Here is a 16,137-nt window from a genome sequence, read left to right on the forward strand (position 1 = left end):
CGCTAGCCTGACCCGGTGACCGGGCCCGGACGCGCACCCTTCCGCCTCGGCCACGTCTCGGGCGTCACGCCGGACAAGTGGGCGCGGATGTGGCGGGAGCGCCGCCCGGAGGTCGACCTGGAGCTCGACCTCGCCCCGACGGACGAGGTGGTGGCGCGGGTCCGGTCCGGGGCGCTCGCCGCCGGCCTGGTCCGGCTGCCGATCGACCGGGACGGGCTGCACGCGATCCCGCTCTACACCGAGACCACCGTGGTCGTCGTGCCCCGGGACCACGTGGTCACCGCGGCCGACGAGGCCGGCCTCGACGACCTGGCCGACGAGATCGTCCTGCGGCCGCAGGACGACACCCTCCCCTGGCCCGACGACCGCCCGGGGCGGGCGGCGATCAGCGACCCCGCCACGACGGCGGACGCGATCGAGCTCGTCGCCGCGGGCGTCGGCCTGCTGGTCCTCCCCCTCTCGCTCGCCCGCCTGCACCACCGCCGCGACCTCGTCCACCGGCCGCTGACCGATGCCCCGCAGTCGACGGTGGTGCTCACCTGGCCCGACGCGGAGAACAGCGAGGACATGGAGGAGTTCATCGGGATCGTCCGCGGGCGCACGGCGAACAGCTCCCGGACTCCCCGCCGGGAGGAGACCCCGGCGCCGCGCCGGCCCCGCTCCTCCCCGACGGGACCCGCCCGGCGCGGGACCCCCCGCCGCGGCGCGCGCCGCCGGTGAGCACCTTCGTCCCGTGGGGGACGTCGCACGTCGTCGTCGTGGTGCTCACCGTCGTCGGGGCGATCGCCCTGGGGCCGCTCGGACGGCGGGCGCCCGCGGCGGTCGTCGGGACCCTGCGCCGGACGCTGGCCGTCGTCCTCGTGGTGACCACGCTCGCCTACCAGCTCTACGCCTTCGAGCCCGGCCGGGCGGGCCAGACCCTGCCGCTGTGGCTCTCCGACCTCGTGCCCTACGTCGCGGCGTGGGCGCTCTGGCGAGGGAGCCAGTGGGCCTACGGCATGACCTACTACTGGGCGCTGACCCTCACGGTGCAGGCGATCGCCACGCCCGCGCTGGGCGGGCCCGACTTCCCGGCGCCCTCGTTCCTCGCCTTCTTCGCCGCGCACGTCCTGCCGATCTGGGCCGCCGTGCTCCTGACCTGGGGGCTCGGGCGCCGCCCCGGGTGGGCCGACTACGGGCGGACCGTCGGCGCGACCCTGCTCTGGGCGGCGGTCGCCCAGCCGGTGAACCTGCTGAGCGGCGCGAACTACGGCTACCTGGACCGCAAGCCCGACGCGGCGTCGATCCTCGACCTGTTCGGCCCCTACCCGGTCTACCTGCTCGTCGAGGCCGCGGTGGTGCTGGTCGTCTGGGCGCTGATCACGTGGCCGTGGACGCCGGCGCGACGGGTGAACGCGGTGTCGGCGGGGTAATGGGCGTGTCGTTCGGCTAAGGAAGGACTTCCCCGACGATGACCGCCACGGACCCGGCCACCACGGCCTCCCCCCACGACCCGACCGACGAGGGTCGGGACGACCAGGAGTCGTCGTCGGGCCAGAGCACGCTCTCGGTGGTGCTCGCGTTCGGCGCGAACGCCGCCGTCGGCGTGCTGAAGCTGGTCGCCGGACTGCTCACCGGCTCCTCGGCCATGCTCGCCGAGGCCGCGCACTCCGCGGCCGACTGCGTCACCGAGGTCCTGCTCTTCACCGCCCTGCGGCGCTCGGGCAAGCGCGCCGACCGCGTGCACCCCTTCGGCTACGGCAAGGAGCGCTTCTTCTGGGCGATGATCGCCTCGGTCTCGGTGTTCGTCGTCGGCGCGACGTACTCGGTCTACGAGGGCATCGCCACGATCATCGAGAACGCCCCCGACCCGGCCGAGGAGCAGTACGCCTGGGTGGCCTACTCCGTGCTCGGGCTCTCGGCGGTCATCGAGGGCATCTCGTGGCAGCAGGCGCTGCGCCAGGTGCTGCGCGAGAAGAAGGAACTGCGGCTCTCCCTGAGCCGCTACCTGCGCCTGTCCGACGACCCGACGGTCAAGAGCGTGCTGTTCGAGGACACCGCGGCGCTGGTCGGGCTGCTCTTCGCCGCCGTCGGTGTGGTCCTGCACCAGGAGACCGGGTCGTCGGTGTGGGACGGCATCGCCTCGATCATGATCGGTCTGCTGCTGGCCGTCGTCGCCTTCCTCCTCGGGCGGACCAACAAGAACCTGCTGATCGGCCGGGCCGCCGAGCCCCGGGTGACGCGGGCGATCTACGACCAGCTGATGGCCGCCCCCGAGGTCACCGCCGTGGTCGACCTGCAGTCGATGCTCACCGGCACCGACAGCGTGCTGCTCTGCGCGCGGATCGACTTCCACGACGAGCTGTCGGCGGGCGACCTCGAGCGGGCGTGCGTGCGGCTCGACGACGAGCTGCGGGAGAGCTTCTCCGACCTCGACCAGGTGTTCCTCGAGCCGGTCCCGCGGGAGGATCCCGACGTGCGGCAGGCCGTGCTCGACCGCTTCGGCACCTCGCTCGCCGAGTGGCGCGCGGAGCAGGCCCCCCCGACCCCGGAGGACCGACGATGACCGACGACGCCCCGCTGCTCGTCTCCGACCACGGCGCGGTCCGGGTGCTCACCCTGAACGTGCCGGAGCGCCGCAACGCGCTCACCGTGCCGCTGCGGCGCGCGCTGCGGGCCGCCCTCGAGACCGCGCACGCCGACGACGGCTGCCGCGCGCTCGTCGTGACGGGCTCGGGGAAGCACTTCAGCTCCGGCGGCGACATCTCCTCGATGCCGCAGAACGACCGCGCCGACGCCCGCGACCGCCTCCACCTCGTCGCCGACGTGATCTCGCTGCTGATCGAGGGCCCGCTGCCGGTCGTCGCCGCCGTGGAGGGCGCGGCGGTGGGCGCCGGGACCTCGCTCGCGGTGGCCTGCGACCTGATCGTCTCCGCCCGCGGGGCGCGCTACGGGTCGATCTTCGGCCGGATCGGCCTCGTCGCCGACTCCGGCCTGTCGTGGACCCTGCCGCGGAAGGTCGGCCCGGGGGCGGCGCGGCGGCTCATGCTGCGCGGCGAGATCGTCGGCGCCGAGGAGGCCCACCGGATCGGCCTGGTCGACGAGCTCGTCGACGACGGCTCCGCGCTGTCGGTGGCGCTCGAGCGCGCCCAGGAGCTCACCCGGGCCGCCCCACTGGCCCTCGCGGCGACGAAGCGGCTCCTCGCCGACCCGCCGGAGTCGCTCGCCGCGGCCCTGCACGCCGAGGAGACCGAGCAGGTGGCGCTGTTCGAGACCGACGACTTCGCCGAGGGCCGGGCCGCCTTCCTGGAGAAGCGCACCCCGGAGTTCCGCGGGCGCTGAGCGCTCAGTCGCGCCGCCGCTCCGGCCAGGCGAGCACCACCGCGGCCGCGAAGGCGGCCAGCGAGATCAGGTCGGCGGTGGTGAGGCCGTGGTCGCGGGCCAGCGTGAGCAGGACGCGGCCCTCGATCTTCTCGTTGATCCTCAACCACACGATCCCGGCGCACACGAGGATCACGGCCAGCAGCGTTCGTCGGGTCTGGGACATCCTCGGTAGGACGTCCGGCGGACCGCTCCGGTTCCCGACGATGCCCGCCCCGACCCCGGGAGGACCGCCGTGAGCAGTGCCCTCGACCTCGCCCGTGCCCTCGTCCGCCTCGACACCCGCGGGGGCGGCGAGCGGGCCGCGGCCGACCTGGTCGCCGACCGGCTCGCCGACGCCGGCCTGTCCGTGGTGCTCGACGAACCGCAGGCCGGCCGCGCGAACGTCGTCGCCCGCACCCCCGACGTCGCCGGCACCGACCGGCCGGTGGCGGTGACCCTCAGCGGACACCTCGACACCGTCCCCGCGGCCGAGGCGGGATGGTCCTTCGACCCGCTCGCCGGCGACGTCGTCGACGGGCGCCTGCGGGGACGCGGGTCGAGCGACATGAAGGCCGGCGTGGCGGCGATGGTCGACGCGGCCGTCACCCACGTCGGGGTCGGCGGACTCCAGGTGGTGTTCACCTTCGGCGAGGAGACCGGCTGCGTCGGTGCGCAGGCCCTCGACCCGGCGCTGCTCGCCCCGTCACCGCTGCTCGTGGTGGGCGAGATGACCGGCACCCGGATCCTGCTCGGGCACAAGGGCGCGCTGTGGCTGCGGCTGGTGGCGCGGGGCGTCGCTGCGCACGGCTCGCGCCCCGAGCTCGGCCACAACGCGCTGGTCGACCTCGCCCGCGCCGCCCTCGCCGTGCACGCCCACGACGGCTGGCCGACCAGCAACACCCACGGCCCGATGACCGCCAACGTCGGCACCTTCCACGCGGGCGAGCAGCCCAACGTGGTGCCCGACCACGCGGAGATGGGCCTCGACCTGCGGCTGGTCCCCGGAACCGATGCCGAGAGCGCCCTCGCCACGGTGGCGGGCCTGGTCGGGGACGACATCGGGATCGAGCGGCTCGTCGACCTCCCGGTGGTCGACACCGACCCGACCACGGTCGCCCGGGCGTGCCGGCTGCTCGCCCCCGGCTCCGAGCCCGGCTACGCCACCTACTTCACCGACGCGGCGGTGCTCGCGGGCGCCCTCGGCGGTGCCGCCACGATCGTCTGCGGGCCCGGCGACCCCGACCAGGCCCACGTCACCGACGAGACCTGCTCGGTCGCCCTGATCGACGAGGCCGTGGGCGCCTACGGCCGCCTGCTCGCGGGGTGAGGGCACTCCCCCACTTCCCGCGACGACCGCCGGTGAGGCAAGGTCGTGAGCATGAGCACCGATCAGGCCACGGACCAGCCGCCGCGCCTCGGCCTGCGCCGGGACGGGCTCGCCCCCGACCCGGCGGTGACGGCGATGCGCGACGCCGGCGGGACCTGCCCGGTCACCACCCTCGTCGGGCACCGCGCCACCCTCGTCGCCGGGCACGCCGAGGCCCGGACCGTGCACGGCGACCCGGCCTTCGGGTTCGAGGGCCTGCCCCTCCCGCCCGGCGTGGGCCCCGCCGAGCTGGCCCAGCGCCGGACCGGGATGCTGCTCGCGCTCGACCCGCCCCACCACACCCGGCTGCGCCGCATGCTCACCGGGAGCTTCACGGTGCGGGCGATGAAGGCGCTCGAGCCGCGGATCGACGCGATCGTCGAGCAGGCCCTCGACGCGATGGGGTCCGCCGGCGCGCCCGCCGACCTCGTCACCGCGTTCGCCCTGCCGGTGCCCTCGCTGGTGATCTGCGAGCTCCTCGGGGTGCCCTACGACGACCGCGACGAGTTCACCGCCCGGGCCGAGCGCACGCTGCGCTCCGACCTCACGCCCGACGAGCGCCGCGACCTGTTCGCGGCGTCGTCGCAGTACATGGCCTCGCTGGTCGCCCGCGCCCGCCGCGAGCCCGGCGACGACCTGCTGGGCATGCTCGTCCGCGAGCACGGCGACCTCCCGCCCGCCGAGGGCGGGATCGACGACGACGAGCTGGCCGGGCTCGCGAACCTCCTGCTCGTGGCCGGGCACGAGACCACGTCCAACGTCATCGCGCTCGGGACCCTCGAGCTGCTGCGCGAGCCCACCCAGACGGCCGCCCTGCGCGCCTCGCTCGACGACCCCGCGGCGCTGAACCGGGCCGTCGAGGAGTTCCTCCGCTACGTCTCCCCCGTGTCCGCCGGCTTCCCGCGCGCGGCGTCGCGGGACGTCGTCGTCGGGGACCACGAGATCCCGGCCGGGACGGTGGTGACCGCCTCGCTGTGCGCGGCGAACCGCGACCCCGTCCTCGGCGAGGACCTCGAGAGCCTCGACGTGACCCGCGAGCCCGGACCCCACGTCGCGTTCGGCTACGGCATCCACCACTGCCTGGGCGCCCCGCTCGCCCGCGTCGAGCTGCGGATCGCGTTCTCCGCGCTGCTCCGGCGGTTCCCGGGCCTCGCCCTCGCGGGCGAGCCCGAGTTCCGGCACGAGCACCTCATCCACGGCCTCGAGGCGCTGCCGGTCACCTGGTGACCGGCGGGCCTACCGGGGTGCGGTCGAGGCGTTCAGCTCGGCGTAGTGCGCCGGCAGGACCAGGCTCGGCCCCTCGGGGTCGAGCCCGGGCATGACCGGTTCGGGGATCGGCCGGTCGGCCGCGGCCAGGATCTCCGCGATCGACCCGTACTGGGCGAGCTCGAGGAACGTGCAGTACTGCGGCGGCAGCATCATCACGGTCCCGCCCGCGGCGGCCAGCGCCTCCCCGACGCCCATCCAGGCCGCGGCGTCGGACTCGGTCGACACCCCGGCGGCGTGCTGGCCCTCCGGGCTCGCGGTGACGAAGAAGTACGTGCGGTAGCGGCGCGGCTCGAACTCCGGGGTGATCCAGCAGGTCCAGGCCCGCAGCAGGTCGGTGCGCAGGACGAGGCCGCGCTCGCGGAGCACGTCGGTGAAGGCGGTCTCGCGGGCCTCCAGCGCGCGCCGGGCCTCCGCCCACTCCGGGCCGCTCGTGTCGTCGACGACCGAGGACCCGTCGGGGCCCGCCAGCAGGACCCCCGACTCCTCGAAGGTCTCGCGCACCGCCGCGCAGACCACCGCGCGGGCCGCGCCCTCGTCGTCGAGCCTCAGCCGCTGCGCCCACTCGGCCGGACTCGGACCGACCCAGCCGACCTCGTCGGTCGCGTCGCGCGGGTCCACCCCGCCGCCCGGGAAGACGACCATCCCGCCCGCGAACGCCATCTGCGTGCGGCGGCGCATCAGGAACACCTCGATCCCGCGCGCCCCCTCGCGCAGCAGGACCGTCGAGGCCGCCGACCTCGGCTCGGCGGGTGCGGCCGCCCGGGCGGTGTAGTCGGCGAGCTGCTCAGCGAAGCCGGGTGGGAGCGCCGTCGGGTCCATGCCGACATCCGATCACACGCCCGGACGGTCAGCCGAGCGCGTCGAGGTCGAGCGTGACGCCGAGCTGCAGCGGAGCGCTTCCCCGGTGCTCGGCGACCAGCTCGTAGCCGCCGCCGGTCGAGCGGAACTCGGCGACCACGACGGGCGGCCCGGGCTCGACGAGGAGGTAGAACGGCACGCCCCGCTCGGCGTACTCGGTGTACTTCAGCACTCGGTCGAGCCGCCGGGAGCCCGGCGAGAGGATCTCGACGACCGCGATCGCGTCGGCGGCGTGCACCCGGGGCGTGCTGTCGGGCAGGCCCGCCGGGGCGAGAACGAGGTCGGGGACGCGGACGGTGGCCGCCGCGCCGTCGTCCACGACGAGCTCGTACTCCGGCAGGACCTCGTAGCGGCCGTCGCGCGCCGCGTCGAGCTGGGCCCCGAGCCGCATGATCAGTTTCTGGTGGCGGGCGACCGGTCGAGGGGCCACGACGAGGACTCCTTCGGCGAGCTCGAACCGCCGGCTCGGGTCCTCCGGGAGCGCGCTCCACTCGTCGAGGCTGAGGAGGTGATCGGGCCACATCGGCTGGATGGTCATCACACCCCTTTCGACGGGCCCGATCCTCCCACGGTTCCACTCAGACGTCGGCGACCTTCGGGACGACCTCGCCCAGCAGCTCGATGGAGTGCAGCAGGTCGGCGTGGCGCAGCCGCGGGTTCGTCATCTGCAGGTTGATCCGGTCGACGCCGCCGAGCTGCTCGGAGATCCGCGTCAGCTTCTCGGCCACCTGGTCGGGGTCGCCGACGACGTAGGCGCCGTCGGGCCCCCGGGTCGCGTCGAACTGCCGCCGGGTGGGCGGCATCCCGCCGCGCTCGCGGGCGATCGTCGTGAACATCGCCTCCCAGCCCGGGTAGAAGGCGTTGGTGGCCTTCGCGACGTCGTCGCCGAGGAACCCGAAGCAGTGCAGCCCGACCTTGAGCTGCTCGGGGTCGTGCCCGGCCTGGGCGCCCGCCCGGCGGTAGAGGTCGATCAGCGGGGCGAACTGCCGCGGCTCGCCCCCGATGATCGCGACCATCAGCGGGAGCCCGAGCAGCCCGGCCCGGACGAACGACTCCGGGGAGCCGCCGACGCCCACCCACACCGGCAGCGGGTCCTGCGCGGGGCGCGGGAACACCGGCTGGTCGTTCAGCGCGGGGCGGTGCCGGCCCGACCACGTGACGCGCTCGCTGCGCGTCAACGCGACGAGCAGGTCGAGCTTCTCCTCGAACAGCGACTCGTAGTCGTTGAACGAGAGCCCGAACAGCGGGAACGCCTCGGTGAAGGAGCCGCGCCCGACGACGAGCTCGACCCGCCCGCCGGAGATGAGGTCGACCGTCGCGTACTCCTGGAACACCCGCACCGGGTCGGCCGCCGAGAGCACGGTGACGGCCGAGCGGAGCCGGATGTCCCGGGTCCTCGACGCGGCGGCGGCCAGGATGACCGCCGGCGCCGCGTCGTAGTACTCGGCGCGGTGGTGCTCGCCGATGCCGTAGGAGTAGAGCCCGGCCCGGTCGGCCGTCTCGATCTCCTCCATCAGGTGCGCGAAGCGCTCGACCGGCCCGACGACCTGCTCGGTGTCGGGGTCGGTGACCTTCGCGACGAAGCTGTCCACGCCGACGTGCACGGCACTACCTCCAAAGTCGTTGCATGTTCAACGACCAACCCGGGGGGTGGACGCCCTATTCCGTCACAGCGTGGCGGCGAGACGGCCCGCGAGCCTGGTCACGAAGGTCGAGGGCTCCTTGAGCTCCCCGCCCTCGGCGAGCAGGGCCATGTCGTGCAGCAGCGACGCGGTCTCGGCGACGCCGGCGTCATCGGGCCTCGCCTCGTGCGCCGCCTTGAGGTTCTCGACGAGCGGGTGCTTCGGGTTGAGCTCGAGGGCCCGCTTCTGCACGGGGATCTCCTGGCCCATCGAGCGCATCATCTGCTCGAGCTGCGGCGGGATGGCGCCGACCTCGCCGACCAGGCACGCGGGCGAGGTGGTGAGGCGGGTGGAGAGCCGGACCTCGGAGACGTCGTCGGCCAGCTCCGTGGTCATCCACGAGAGCAGGTCGTCGAAGCCCTCGGGCTTCTCGGCGTCGTCGGCGAGGTCGACGTCGCCCTGGGCGATCGAGGCGAACGACTTCGCGTCCTCGCCGGAGCCGTAGGACCCGACCATCCCGACCCACACGTCGTCGACCTGGTCGGTCAGCAGCAGGACCTCGTAGCCCTTCGCGCGGAACGCCTCGATGTGCGGGGAGTTCTCGACCGACGCCCGCGAGTCGCCGGTGACGTAGTAGATCGACTCCTGGCCCTCCGGCATCCGCGCGACGTAGTCGGCCAGCGTGGTGAGCTTCTCCGGGTCGTGCGTCGAGGCGAAGCTCGACGCCTCGAGGATCGCCTGGGTGTTGTCCTGGTCGGAGAGCAGGCCCTCCTTGAAGGCCCGGCCGCACTCGGTCCAGAAGGTGTCGTACTTCTCCGGGTTCTCGCCGCGCATTGCCGTGATCGTCTGCAGCACCCGCTTGACCAGGCGCTTGCGGATCAGCTGGATCTGGCGGTCCTGCTGGAGGATCTCGCGGGAGACGTTGAGCGAGAGGTCCTGCGCGTCGACGACGCCCTTGACGAACCGCAGGTACTCGGGGACGAGCGCCTCGCAGTCCTCCATGACGAAGACGCGCTTGACGTAGAGCTGCACCCCGCGCTTGGCGTCGCGGTAGTAGAGGTCCATCGGCGCGTGGCTCGGCAGGAACAGCAGCGCCTGGTACTCGAAGGTGCCCTCGCCGGTGAACCGCATCGTCTCGAGCGGCTCCTGCCAGTCGTGCGAGACGTGGCGGTAGAACTCGGCGTACTCCTCGTCGGAGACCTCGGAGCGCGGCCGCGCCCACAGGGCCTTGCGGGAGTTGATCGGCTCGTCGCCGGCCTCGGGCGCCTCGCCGTCCTCGTCGGCCTCCGCGCCCTCGACGGTGGTCCCGCCGGTGGGGTTCAGCAGGATCGGCCAGGTGATGAAGTCGGAGTAGCGCTTGACGATGCGCCGGACGACGGACGGGTCCGCGTAGTCGTGCAGGTTGTCCTCGGCGTCCTCCGCCTTGAGGTGCACGGTGATGCTGGTGCCCTGCGGAGCGTCGGGGACCTCGGAGATCTCGTAGGTGCCCTCCCCCGCCGACTCCCAGTGCACCCCGCCGTCGGTGCCCGCGCGGCGGGTGGTCATCTCCACCCGGTCGGCCACCATGAAGCTCGAGTAGAAGCCGATGCCGAACTGACCGATCAGCTCGGCCGTGGCCTCCTCGCTGCCCGACGCCTGGGCCTCGCGCAGCTTCGACAGGGTCTCCGCCGTGCCCGACTTCGCGATCGTCCCGATCAGCGACACGACGTCGTCGCGCGACATCCCGATGCCGTTGTCGGTGATCGTCAGCGTGCGGTTCTCCGCATCGGTGCGCAGCTCGACGTGCAGGTCGGAGACGTCGACCCCGAGATCCTTGTCCCGGTAGGACTCCATCCGCAGCTTGTCGAGCGCGTCGGAGGCGTTGGAGATCAGCTCCCGCAGGAACACGTCCTTGTCGGAGTAGATCGAGTGGATCATCAGCTGCAGCAGCTGACGGGCCTCGGCCTGGAACTCGATCGTCTCGCTCATCGCTGTCGTGCGTCCTTCCACCACGTGCCGTCCGGGTCGATCACCATGCTACGAGGCACCCCCGACAGCCCTCTGCGGTCAGGGGTCGGCCGTCCGCCGGGCCCGCAGCGTCCAGACGGCCAGGCCCACGGCGGCCCCGACGACGACCACGCCGAGCGGGACGTGGACGGCCAGCACCCCGGTGGCGCCGAGCGCGACCTGCGCGGTCTCGACGACGACGAGCCCGGCCGTCACCGCGATCGGCCAGGCCGGGAGCCCCCCGGGGCGCCAGGCGAGCAGCGCCGCGAGCACCTGGACCGCCGCGATCAGCAGCAGTGTCCCCCCGACGGCCCGGTGCACCACCAGCCCGACCGTCGACGCCTGCAGCAGGGCGCCGGCGGCGATCGGCTGCACCACGGTCATCGCCGCGTGCAGCACAGTCACCCCGCGGAACACCCCGACGGCGGCCCCGGCGCGCTCAGCCGTGGTCATGGGGTGCCCCCGACGGGACCGCGAGCCGGGTCGCGGGCCGCTGCCCGGGTCCGACGACGAGGAACTGGAGCATCATCCCGTCGTCCTCGTGGCGCAGCAGGTGGCAGTGGAGCATGTAGGGCACCTCCGGGTCGGTGTGCGGACCCACGCGGACCAGGGCACGGACGGTCGTCCCGGGCGGGACGGGCACCGTGTCCTTCCAGGGGCGATCGGCCGCGGCGAGACCGGGCTCGAGCACCTGCATCCGCGCGTCGTGGACGTGGATGTTGTGCGGCAGCGTGTGGCGGTTGGTGAACTCCCAGACCTCGGTGGCCGACGCCGGGACGACCTCGTCGACGCGGGTCGGGTCCATGTCGCGCCCGTTGATCCGGTCGGCCGCCAGCGCGAACGTCCGGGTGCGGCCGGCGGCGGCCTCGTCGAGCGGGGCCTCGCGGGAGAGCCGGGCGGGCACGGGCGGCGAGGGCTCGAGGCGGTCGGCGGGGCGCAGCTCGAGCAGGTCGACGGTGTCGTCCGCGCCGGCGGCCGCGGAGATGCCGTTGACCGTGCCCAGGTCGTGCGACACCGAGCGCAGTCGCCGCCGGCGACCGGGCGCGAGCTCGACGACGATCTCGGCCCGCTCCCCCGGGGTGAGCACGACGCCGTCGACCGTCCGCGGCGCCGCCAGCAGGCCCCCGTCGGTGCCGACGAGCGTCAGCGGCGCCTCGTCGTCGAGGGCCACGCGGTAGCTCCGGGCGGGCGAGGCGTTGAGCACGCGCAGGCGGACGCGGGTGGTGGTGACCTCGAGGTAGGGGGCGACCGTCCCGTTGACCAGCACCGTGTCGCCCAGCAGCCCGACGGCGTTGCGGTGGGCCTCGTCGAACGAGCCGTCCGGGGCGAAGGCGCGGTCGGTCAGGACGAGGGGCACGTCGTCGACGCCGTAGCGGCCCGGCAGGTCGACCCGGACGTCGTCGTCGACGAGGAACATCCCGGCGAGGCCGCGGTGCACGTGGCGCTCGGTCGCCCCGTGCGGGTGCGGGTGGTACCAGAGCGTCGCCGCCGGCTGGTCGACCCGCCACGCCGACTCCCAGGTCGCCCCGGGGGCGATCGGCTGGTGCGGGCCGCCGTCGGCGCGGGCGGGCAGCGAGGCGCCGTGCCAGTGCGTGGTGGTGGTCTCGGGCAGCCGGTTGGTGACCCGCAGGACGACCTCCTCGCCCCGGCGGGCCCGGACGGTGGGACCGCCGAAGGGCAGGCCGCCGTAGCCCCAGGTAGGGGTGGTGAGGCCGGGCAGGAAGCGGCTGGTGCCGGGGGCGGCGACCAGCTCGACGACGCGCCGGCCCGCGGCGTCGCGGGTCGAGGGGGCGAGCGGCGGGATCGCGAGCGGGCGGGACGCGGCCGGGACCCGGGGGGTCGGGCGGTCGGCGGCGCAGCCCGCGACGGAGGCGGTCGCGGCGACGCCGACGACGGTGAGGGTGGCGCCGAGGAAGCGGCGCCGGGAGAGCGGGGACACGCCGACGAGGGTCGCCGCGGGACGGGGTCGCGGTCGTCGGCGCCGGAGCGTGTCCGCGGCGTACGTCGGGGGGCGTAGCGACCCCGGGACTCACCGGACCCGCGGGGTGATCAACCCGGTCTCGTAGGCGATGACCACGAGCTGCGCCCGGTCCCGGGCGTCGAGCTTGGTCAGCAGGCGGCCCACGTGCGTCCGGGCCGTGGCGGGGCTGATCACGAGGCGGGTGGCGATCTCGTCGTTCGCGAGGCCCCCGCCGACCAGCGCGAGGACCTCCCGCTCGCGCGGGGTGAGCACGTCGAGGCGCGCCGTCGGCACCCGCGGCTCCGGGCGGCCCGCGAACTCGGCGATCAGGCGCCGCGTCACGGCCGGCGCGAGCAGGGCCTCCCCGTGCGCGACCAGCGTGACGGCGCGGACGAGGTCGGCGGGCTCGGCGTCCTTGAGGACGAACCCGGCCGCTCCCCCGCGCAGGGCGCGGTAGACGTACTCGTCGAGGTCGAAGGTGGTGAGCACCAGCACGGCGGTCCCGGCCAGCCCCGGGTCCGCGACGATCGTCTCCAGCGCGGCCAGCCCGTCGACCCCGGGCATGCGCACGTCCATGACGACGACGTCCGGGTGCGTCGCGCGGACCAGCTCCACCGCCTGGGCGCCGTCCGCGGCCTCCCCGACCACGGCGAACCCGCCCTCGGTCTCGAGCAGCACCCGCAGCCCGGCGCGGATGAGCTGCTGGTCGTCGGCCAGGGCGACGCGGATCATCCCGCCGCCAGCGGCAGGACCGCCTCCACGACGAAGCCGTCGGGCCCGGGCGCGGCCGACGACCGGCCGCCGAGGGTCGCGGCGTGCTCGGCGAGGCCGCGCAGGCCGTGGCCCGGGGGCACCGGGTCGGTCGGCCCGCCGTCGTCGACGACCCGTAGGCGCAGCTCACGGGCGCCGCGCTCGAGGTCGACGACGACCCGCCGGGCGCTGCGGGCGTGGCGGACGGTGTTGGTCACGGCCTCGCGGACGATGCGGAAGGCGGCGCCGTCGACCGGGGGCGCCAGCTCGCCCGCGCTCCCCCGCACCTCGACGCCGACGCCCGCGAGCCCCGCGACCCGGGCGACCTCGTCGAGCCGGTGCAGCCCCGGGACGTCGGGCGACTCCGACTCGCGCAGCACCGCGAGCGTCGTGCGCAGCTCGGCCAGCGCGGCCCGGCTGGCCTCCTTGATCTCGACCAGGGCGGCGACGGCCTCGTCGGGACGGCGGTCGGCGACGTGCACGCCCACCCCGGCCCGGACCGCGATCATCGCCAGGCTGTGCGAGACGACGTCGTGGACCTCGCGGGCGAGCCGCAGCCGCTCCTGCTCGACGCGGAGGTGCGCCTGCTCCTCGGCCCGCTCGGCGGCCTCGGTCTGCGCGCGCCGCAGCCCGCCCACGGCCACGCCGACGGCGACCGTGACGACGATCCACAGCAGCCGGTCCCGGTCCCCGGGCGGGAGCTCGCCCGCGCGGGCGGCGGCGATCCGCTCCAGGCCGACCCACGCGCCGAAGAGGACGAGGCCGACCCCCACCGAGCGCGGCCAGCTCAGGCGGCTGGCGACCGTGTACATGCCGACCGCGACCATCAGCGACGTCGGTCCGTCGGGGTAGCCGTTCCAGTAGTAGGGCGCCACCGCGGCGAGGGTCAGGGCGAGCACCGTGACGGGGGCGCGCCGACGCCACGCGAGCGCCGTCGCGCCGGCGACGACGAGGGCGGCGCCGCCCGGCCACAGCGGGGCGTCGTCGGGGGTGGCGACCAGCGCGGCGCCCACGAGGCACGTCACGCCGACGACCGCGGCCAGGGCCGCGTCGGCCGGGTGGGGCGAGTACCGCGCCGACGGCCCGGCTCCGCCGCGCGGCGGGTCGGGGGGCGGGGTCACCCCGGAGACGCTAGGGGGCCGACGGGCCCGCGTCGTCCGCCCCAGGGCGTACGTGACCCCCTACTTCCTCGGGGTGACCCCTCACGCCGGCACCTCGTCGGAGGAGGACCGGCGGGCGAACCGGTCGAGGCGGCGCTCCACCACCGCGCCGACCGGCCAGCCCGCCGCGAGCCCGGCCAGCGCGTCGGCCTCGTCGCCCGACCGGCACGGGCACGAGTCGTACCCCGCCTGCTCCAGCGACGAGCGCAGCGCCTCCGCGTACTCCGCCCTCGTCAGCGGCACCTCGGCGACCCGCGCCGTCGTCGTCGCGCGCTGCGAGTTCATCCCGGCGAACCCGCGCCCGCACCCGCACCGCCCGTCGGGATCGTCGCGGTCCTTCCGGCACGGCGGATCGACCCGCACGAGCTCGCCCTCGACGGCGTGGTGGTAGTCGTTGCCGCGTGTGCCCTGGCTCCGCGCCGTGGCGACCAGTACCTTCATGGCCCCTCCTCGTTCGAACTGATGATCGAGGAATAGCAGGACCCACCGACAGCCTCGCCCCGCCGGCGCCCTACCATGAGCCGTTCGGATCAACGACGGCAGGGAGCAGGGCGATGACGGGCGGGACCGCGTTCGAGAAGCAGGTACTCGAGGCCGCGGAGCGTCTGATCGGCATTGCCGAGCGCACCCCGCTGCAGTACAACCCGCGCCTCTCGGCCGACTCCGGGACCAGTGTCTGGTTCAAGCGCGAGGACCTGCAGGTCGGGCGCTCGTACAAGCTCCGCGGCGCCTACAACCTCATCTCCCAGCTCGACGACGAGGCCCGCGCGGCCGGCGTGGTCTGCGCCTCCGCCGGCAACCACGCGCAGGGCTTCGCGTTCGCCTGCCAGACCCACCGCGTGCGGGGCCGGGTCGTCATCCCGTCGACCACGCCGCGGCAGAAGCGCGAGCGGATCGCCGCCCTCGGCGGGGACATGGTCGAGCTCGTCGTCCAGGGCGACTCCTACGACGAGGCCTCCGCCGCCGCCACGGCCTTCGCCGCCGAGACCGGCGCGACGCTGGTCCCGGCCTTCGACGACTCCCGCACGGTGGCGGGCCAGGCGACGGTCATCGCCGAGGTGGTCGAGCAGCTCGGGTACGCCCCGGACGTCGTCGTGGTGCCGGTCGGCGGCGGCGGTCTGCTCGCCGGCACCGCCACCTGGCTCGCCGCGACCTACCCGCGCACCCGCGTGATCGGCGTCGAGCCGGCCGGGGCGCGCAACGTCGCCGCAGCGCTGCATGCGGGCACCCCGGTGGTGCTCGACGAGGACGGCTTCGACCGCTTCGTCGACGGGGCCGCGGTGCGCAAGGCGGGCGCGGTGACGTTCCCGCTGATCCGCCGCTCGGGCGCCCAGCTCCTCGCCGTCGACGAGGGCCTCGTCTGCACCGAGATGCTCGCGCTCTACCAGACCGAGGGGATCATCGCCGAGCCCGCGGGCGCGCTCGCCGGCGCCGCGGTGCGCTCCGACGGCCCCGAGCTCGACCTCGTGGCCGGCGAGACGGTCGTCGTGATCCTCTCCGGCGGCAACAACGACGTCTCGCGCTACGCCGAGGTCATCGAGCGCTCGCTGCGCTTCCAGGGCCTCAAGCACTACTTCCTCGTCGAGTTCCCGCAGGAGCCCGGGGCCCTGCGCCGGTTCCTGGACGAGGTCCTCGGTCCCGACGACGACGTCGCCCGCTTCGAGTACGTCAAGCGCGACAACCGGGAGTCGGGCCCGGCCCTCGTCGGGATCGAGATCGGGCGGCGCGCCGACTACGAGCCGTTGCTGGAGCGGATGGCCCGGTCGCCGCTGCAGATCGAGGCGCTCGAGCCGGGGTCCCCCGCGTTCCGTTTCCTCGTGTGAG

At 74.7% G+C, this 16,137-nt stretch carries 17 protein-coding genes; 7 read left to right on the forward strand and 10 right to left on the reverse strand.

Annotated elements, in window-relative coordinates:
- The first annotated feature begins 15 nt into the window (after positions 1-15).
- The 4 genes from ACFPBZ_RS17175 to ACFPBZ_RS17190 are packed head-to-tail and all read left to right on the forward strand — an operon-like array spanning position 16 to position 3,321.
- A complete protein-coding gene (locus tag ACFPBZ_RS17175; RefSeq protein WP_378037298.1) occupies positions 16-720 on the forward strand; it encodes a LysR substrate-binding domain-containing protein in 705 nt (234 codons plus the stop codon).
- Positions 717-1,412: a YwaF family protein gene (locus ACFPBZ_RS17180; RefSeq protein WP_378037299.1), complete on the forward strand. Its 696-nt coding sequence runs from the start codon at positions 717-719 to the stop codon at positions 1,410-1,412. Before ACFPBZ_RS17175 ends, ACFPBZ_RS17180 begins: the two co-directional genes overlap by 4 nt.
- A 38-nt stretch (positions 1,413-1,450) precedes the next feature.
- Positions 1,451-2,545: a cation diffusion facilitator family transporter gene (locus ACFPBZ_RS17185; protein WP_378037300.1), complete on the forward strand. Its 1,095-nt coding sequence runs from the start codon at positions 1,451-1,453 to the stop codon at positions 2,543-2,545.
- Positions 2,542-3,321 (forward strand): enoyl-CoA hydratase/isomerase family protein, encoded by a 780-nt coding sequence (locus ACFPBZ_RS17190; protein ID WP_378037301.1) that lies wholly within the window; start codon positions 2,542-2,544, stop codon positions 3,319-3,321. Before ACFPBZ_RS17185 ends, ACFPBZ_RS17190 begins: the two co-directional genes overlap by 4 nt.
- Before the next feature lie 4 nt (positions 3,322-3,325).
- Here the strand turns inward: ACFPBZ_RS17190 and ACFPBZ_RS17195 are convergent, their stop codons facing one another.
- Positions 3,326-3,526 carry a hypothetical protein gene (locus tag ACFPBZ_RS17195; RefSeq protein ID WP_378037302.1) on the reverse strand — a complete coding sequence of 67 codons (201 nt, stop codon included), beginning with the start codon at positions 3,524-3,526 and terminating at the stop codon, positions 3,326-3,328.
- A 69-nt stretch (positions 3,527-3,595) separates the two neighbouring features.
- On the opposite strand from ACFPBZ_RS17195, the gene ACFPBZ_RS17200 reads away from it, so the two are divergent.
- Both ACFPBZ_RS17200 and ACFPBZ_RS17205 read left to right on the forward strand, forming a co-directional pair.
- Positions 3,596-4,669 (forward strand): M20 family metallopeptidase, encoded by a 1,074-nt coding sequence (locus tag ACFPBZ_RS17200; protein ID WP_378037303.1) that lies wholly within the window; start codon positions 3,596-3,598, stop codon positions 4,667-4,669.
- Between the two features lie 51 nt (positions 4,670-4,720).
- On the forward strand, positions 4,721-5,935 hold the full coding sequence (locus tag ACFPBZ_RS17205) for a cytochrome P450 (RefSeq protein WP_378037304.1): 1,215 nt from the start codon (positions 4,721-4,723) through the stop codon (positions 5,933-5,935).
- A gap of 9 nt (positions 5,936-5,944) precedes the next feature.
- Here ACFPBZ_RS17205 and ACFPBZ_RS17210 read toward each other — a convergent pair whose 3' ends face one another.
- The 9 genes from ACFPBZ_RS17210 to ACFPBZ_RS17250 form a co-directional block, all read right to left on the reverse strand.
- Positions 5,945-6,796: an NUDIX hydrolase gene (locus tag ACFPBZ_RS17210; RefSeq protein WP_378037305.1), complete on the reverse strand. Its 852-nt coding sequence runs from the start codon at positions 6,794-6,796 to the stop codon at positions 5,945-5,947.
- Positions 6,797-6,824: 28 nt separating this feature from the next.
- Positions 6,825-7,373 (reverse strand): Uma2 family endonuclease, encoded by a 549-nt coding sequence (locus ACFPBZ_RS17215; protein WP_378037306.1) that lies wholly within the window; start codon positions 7,371-7,373, stop codon positions 6,825-6,827.
- A 40-nt stretch (positions 7,374-7,413) separates the two neighbouring features.
- Positions 7,414-8,439, reverse strand: a complete 1,026-nt coding sequence (locus tag ACFPBZ_RS17220) for an LLM class flavin-dependent oxidoreductase (RefSeq protein ID WP_378037307.1) — start codon at positions 8,437-8,439, stop codon at positions 7,414-7,416.
- Positions 8,440-8,502: 63 nt separating this feature from the next.
- Entirely contained in the window at positions 8,503-10,425 is a 1,923-nt protein-coding gene (gene htpG / locus ACFPBZ_RS17225; protein ID WP_378037308.1) for a molecular chaperone HtpG, read from the reverse strand.
- A gap of 78 nt (positions 10,426-10,503) precedes the next feature.
- Positions 10,504-10,896, reverse strand: coding sequence for a hypothetical protein (locus ACFPBZ_RS17230; RefSeq protein ID WP_378037309.1), 393 nt, complete (start codon positions 10,894-10,896; stop codon positions 10,504-10,506).
- On the reverse strand, positions 10,883-12,382 hold the full coding sequence (locus ACFPBZ_RS17235) for a multicopper oxidase family protein (protein ID WP_378037310.1): 1,500 nt from the start codon (positions 12,380-12,382) through the stop codon (positions 10,883-10,885). Before ACFPBZ_RS17235 ends, ACFPBZ_RS17230 begins: the two co-directional genes overlap by 14 nt.
- A 90-nt stretch (positions 12,383-12,472) precedes the next feature.
- Positions 12,473-13,135, reverse strand: coding sequence for a response regulator (locus ACFPBZ_RS17240; protein WP_378037311.1), 663 nt, complete (start codon positions 13,133-13,135; stop codon positions 12,473-12,475).
- Complete coding sequence (locus tag ACFPBZ_RS17245) at positions 13,132-14,274, reverse strand: sensor histidine kinase (RefSeq protein WP_378037312.1); 1,143 nt, start codon at positions 14,272-14,274, stop codon at positions 13,132-13,134. Before ACFPBZ_RS17245 ends, ACFPBZ_RS17240 begins: the two co-directional genes overlap by 4 nt.
- Before the next feature lie 81 nt (positions 14,275-14,355).
- Positions 14,356-14,754, reverse strand: coding sequence for a DUF7715 family protein (locus tag ACFPBZ_RS17250; protein WP_378037313.1), 399 nt, complete (start codon positions 14,752-14,754; stop codon positions 14,356-14,358).
- A gap of 113 nt (positions 14,755-14,867) precedes the next feature.
- Between ACFPBZ_RS17250 and ilvA the strand changes: the two genes are divergently transcribed.
- A complete protein-coding gene (ilvA, locus tag ACFPBZ_RS17255) occupies positions 14,868-16,136 on the forward strand; it encodes a threonine ammonia-lyase IlvA (protein ID WP_378037314.1) in 1,269 nt (422 codons plus the stop codon).
- Position 16,137: the final 1 nt, after the last annotated feature.

Source organism: Actinomycetospora atypica, from assembly GCF_042653685.1.
Lineage (GTDB): Bacteria > Actinomycetota > Actinomycetes > Mycobacteriales > Pseudonocardiaceae > Actinomycetospora > Actinomycetospora atypica.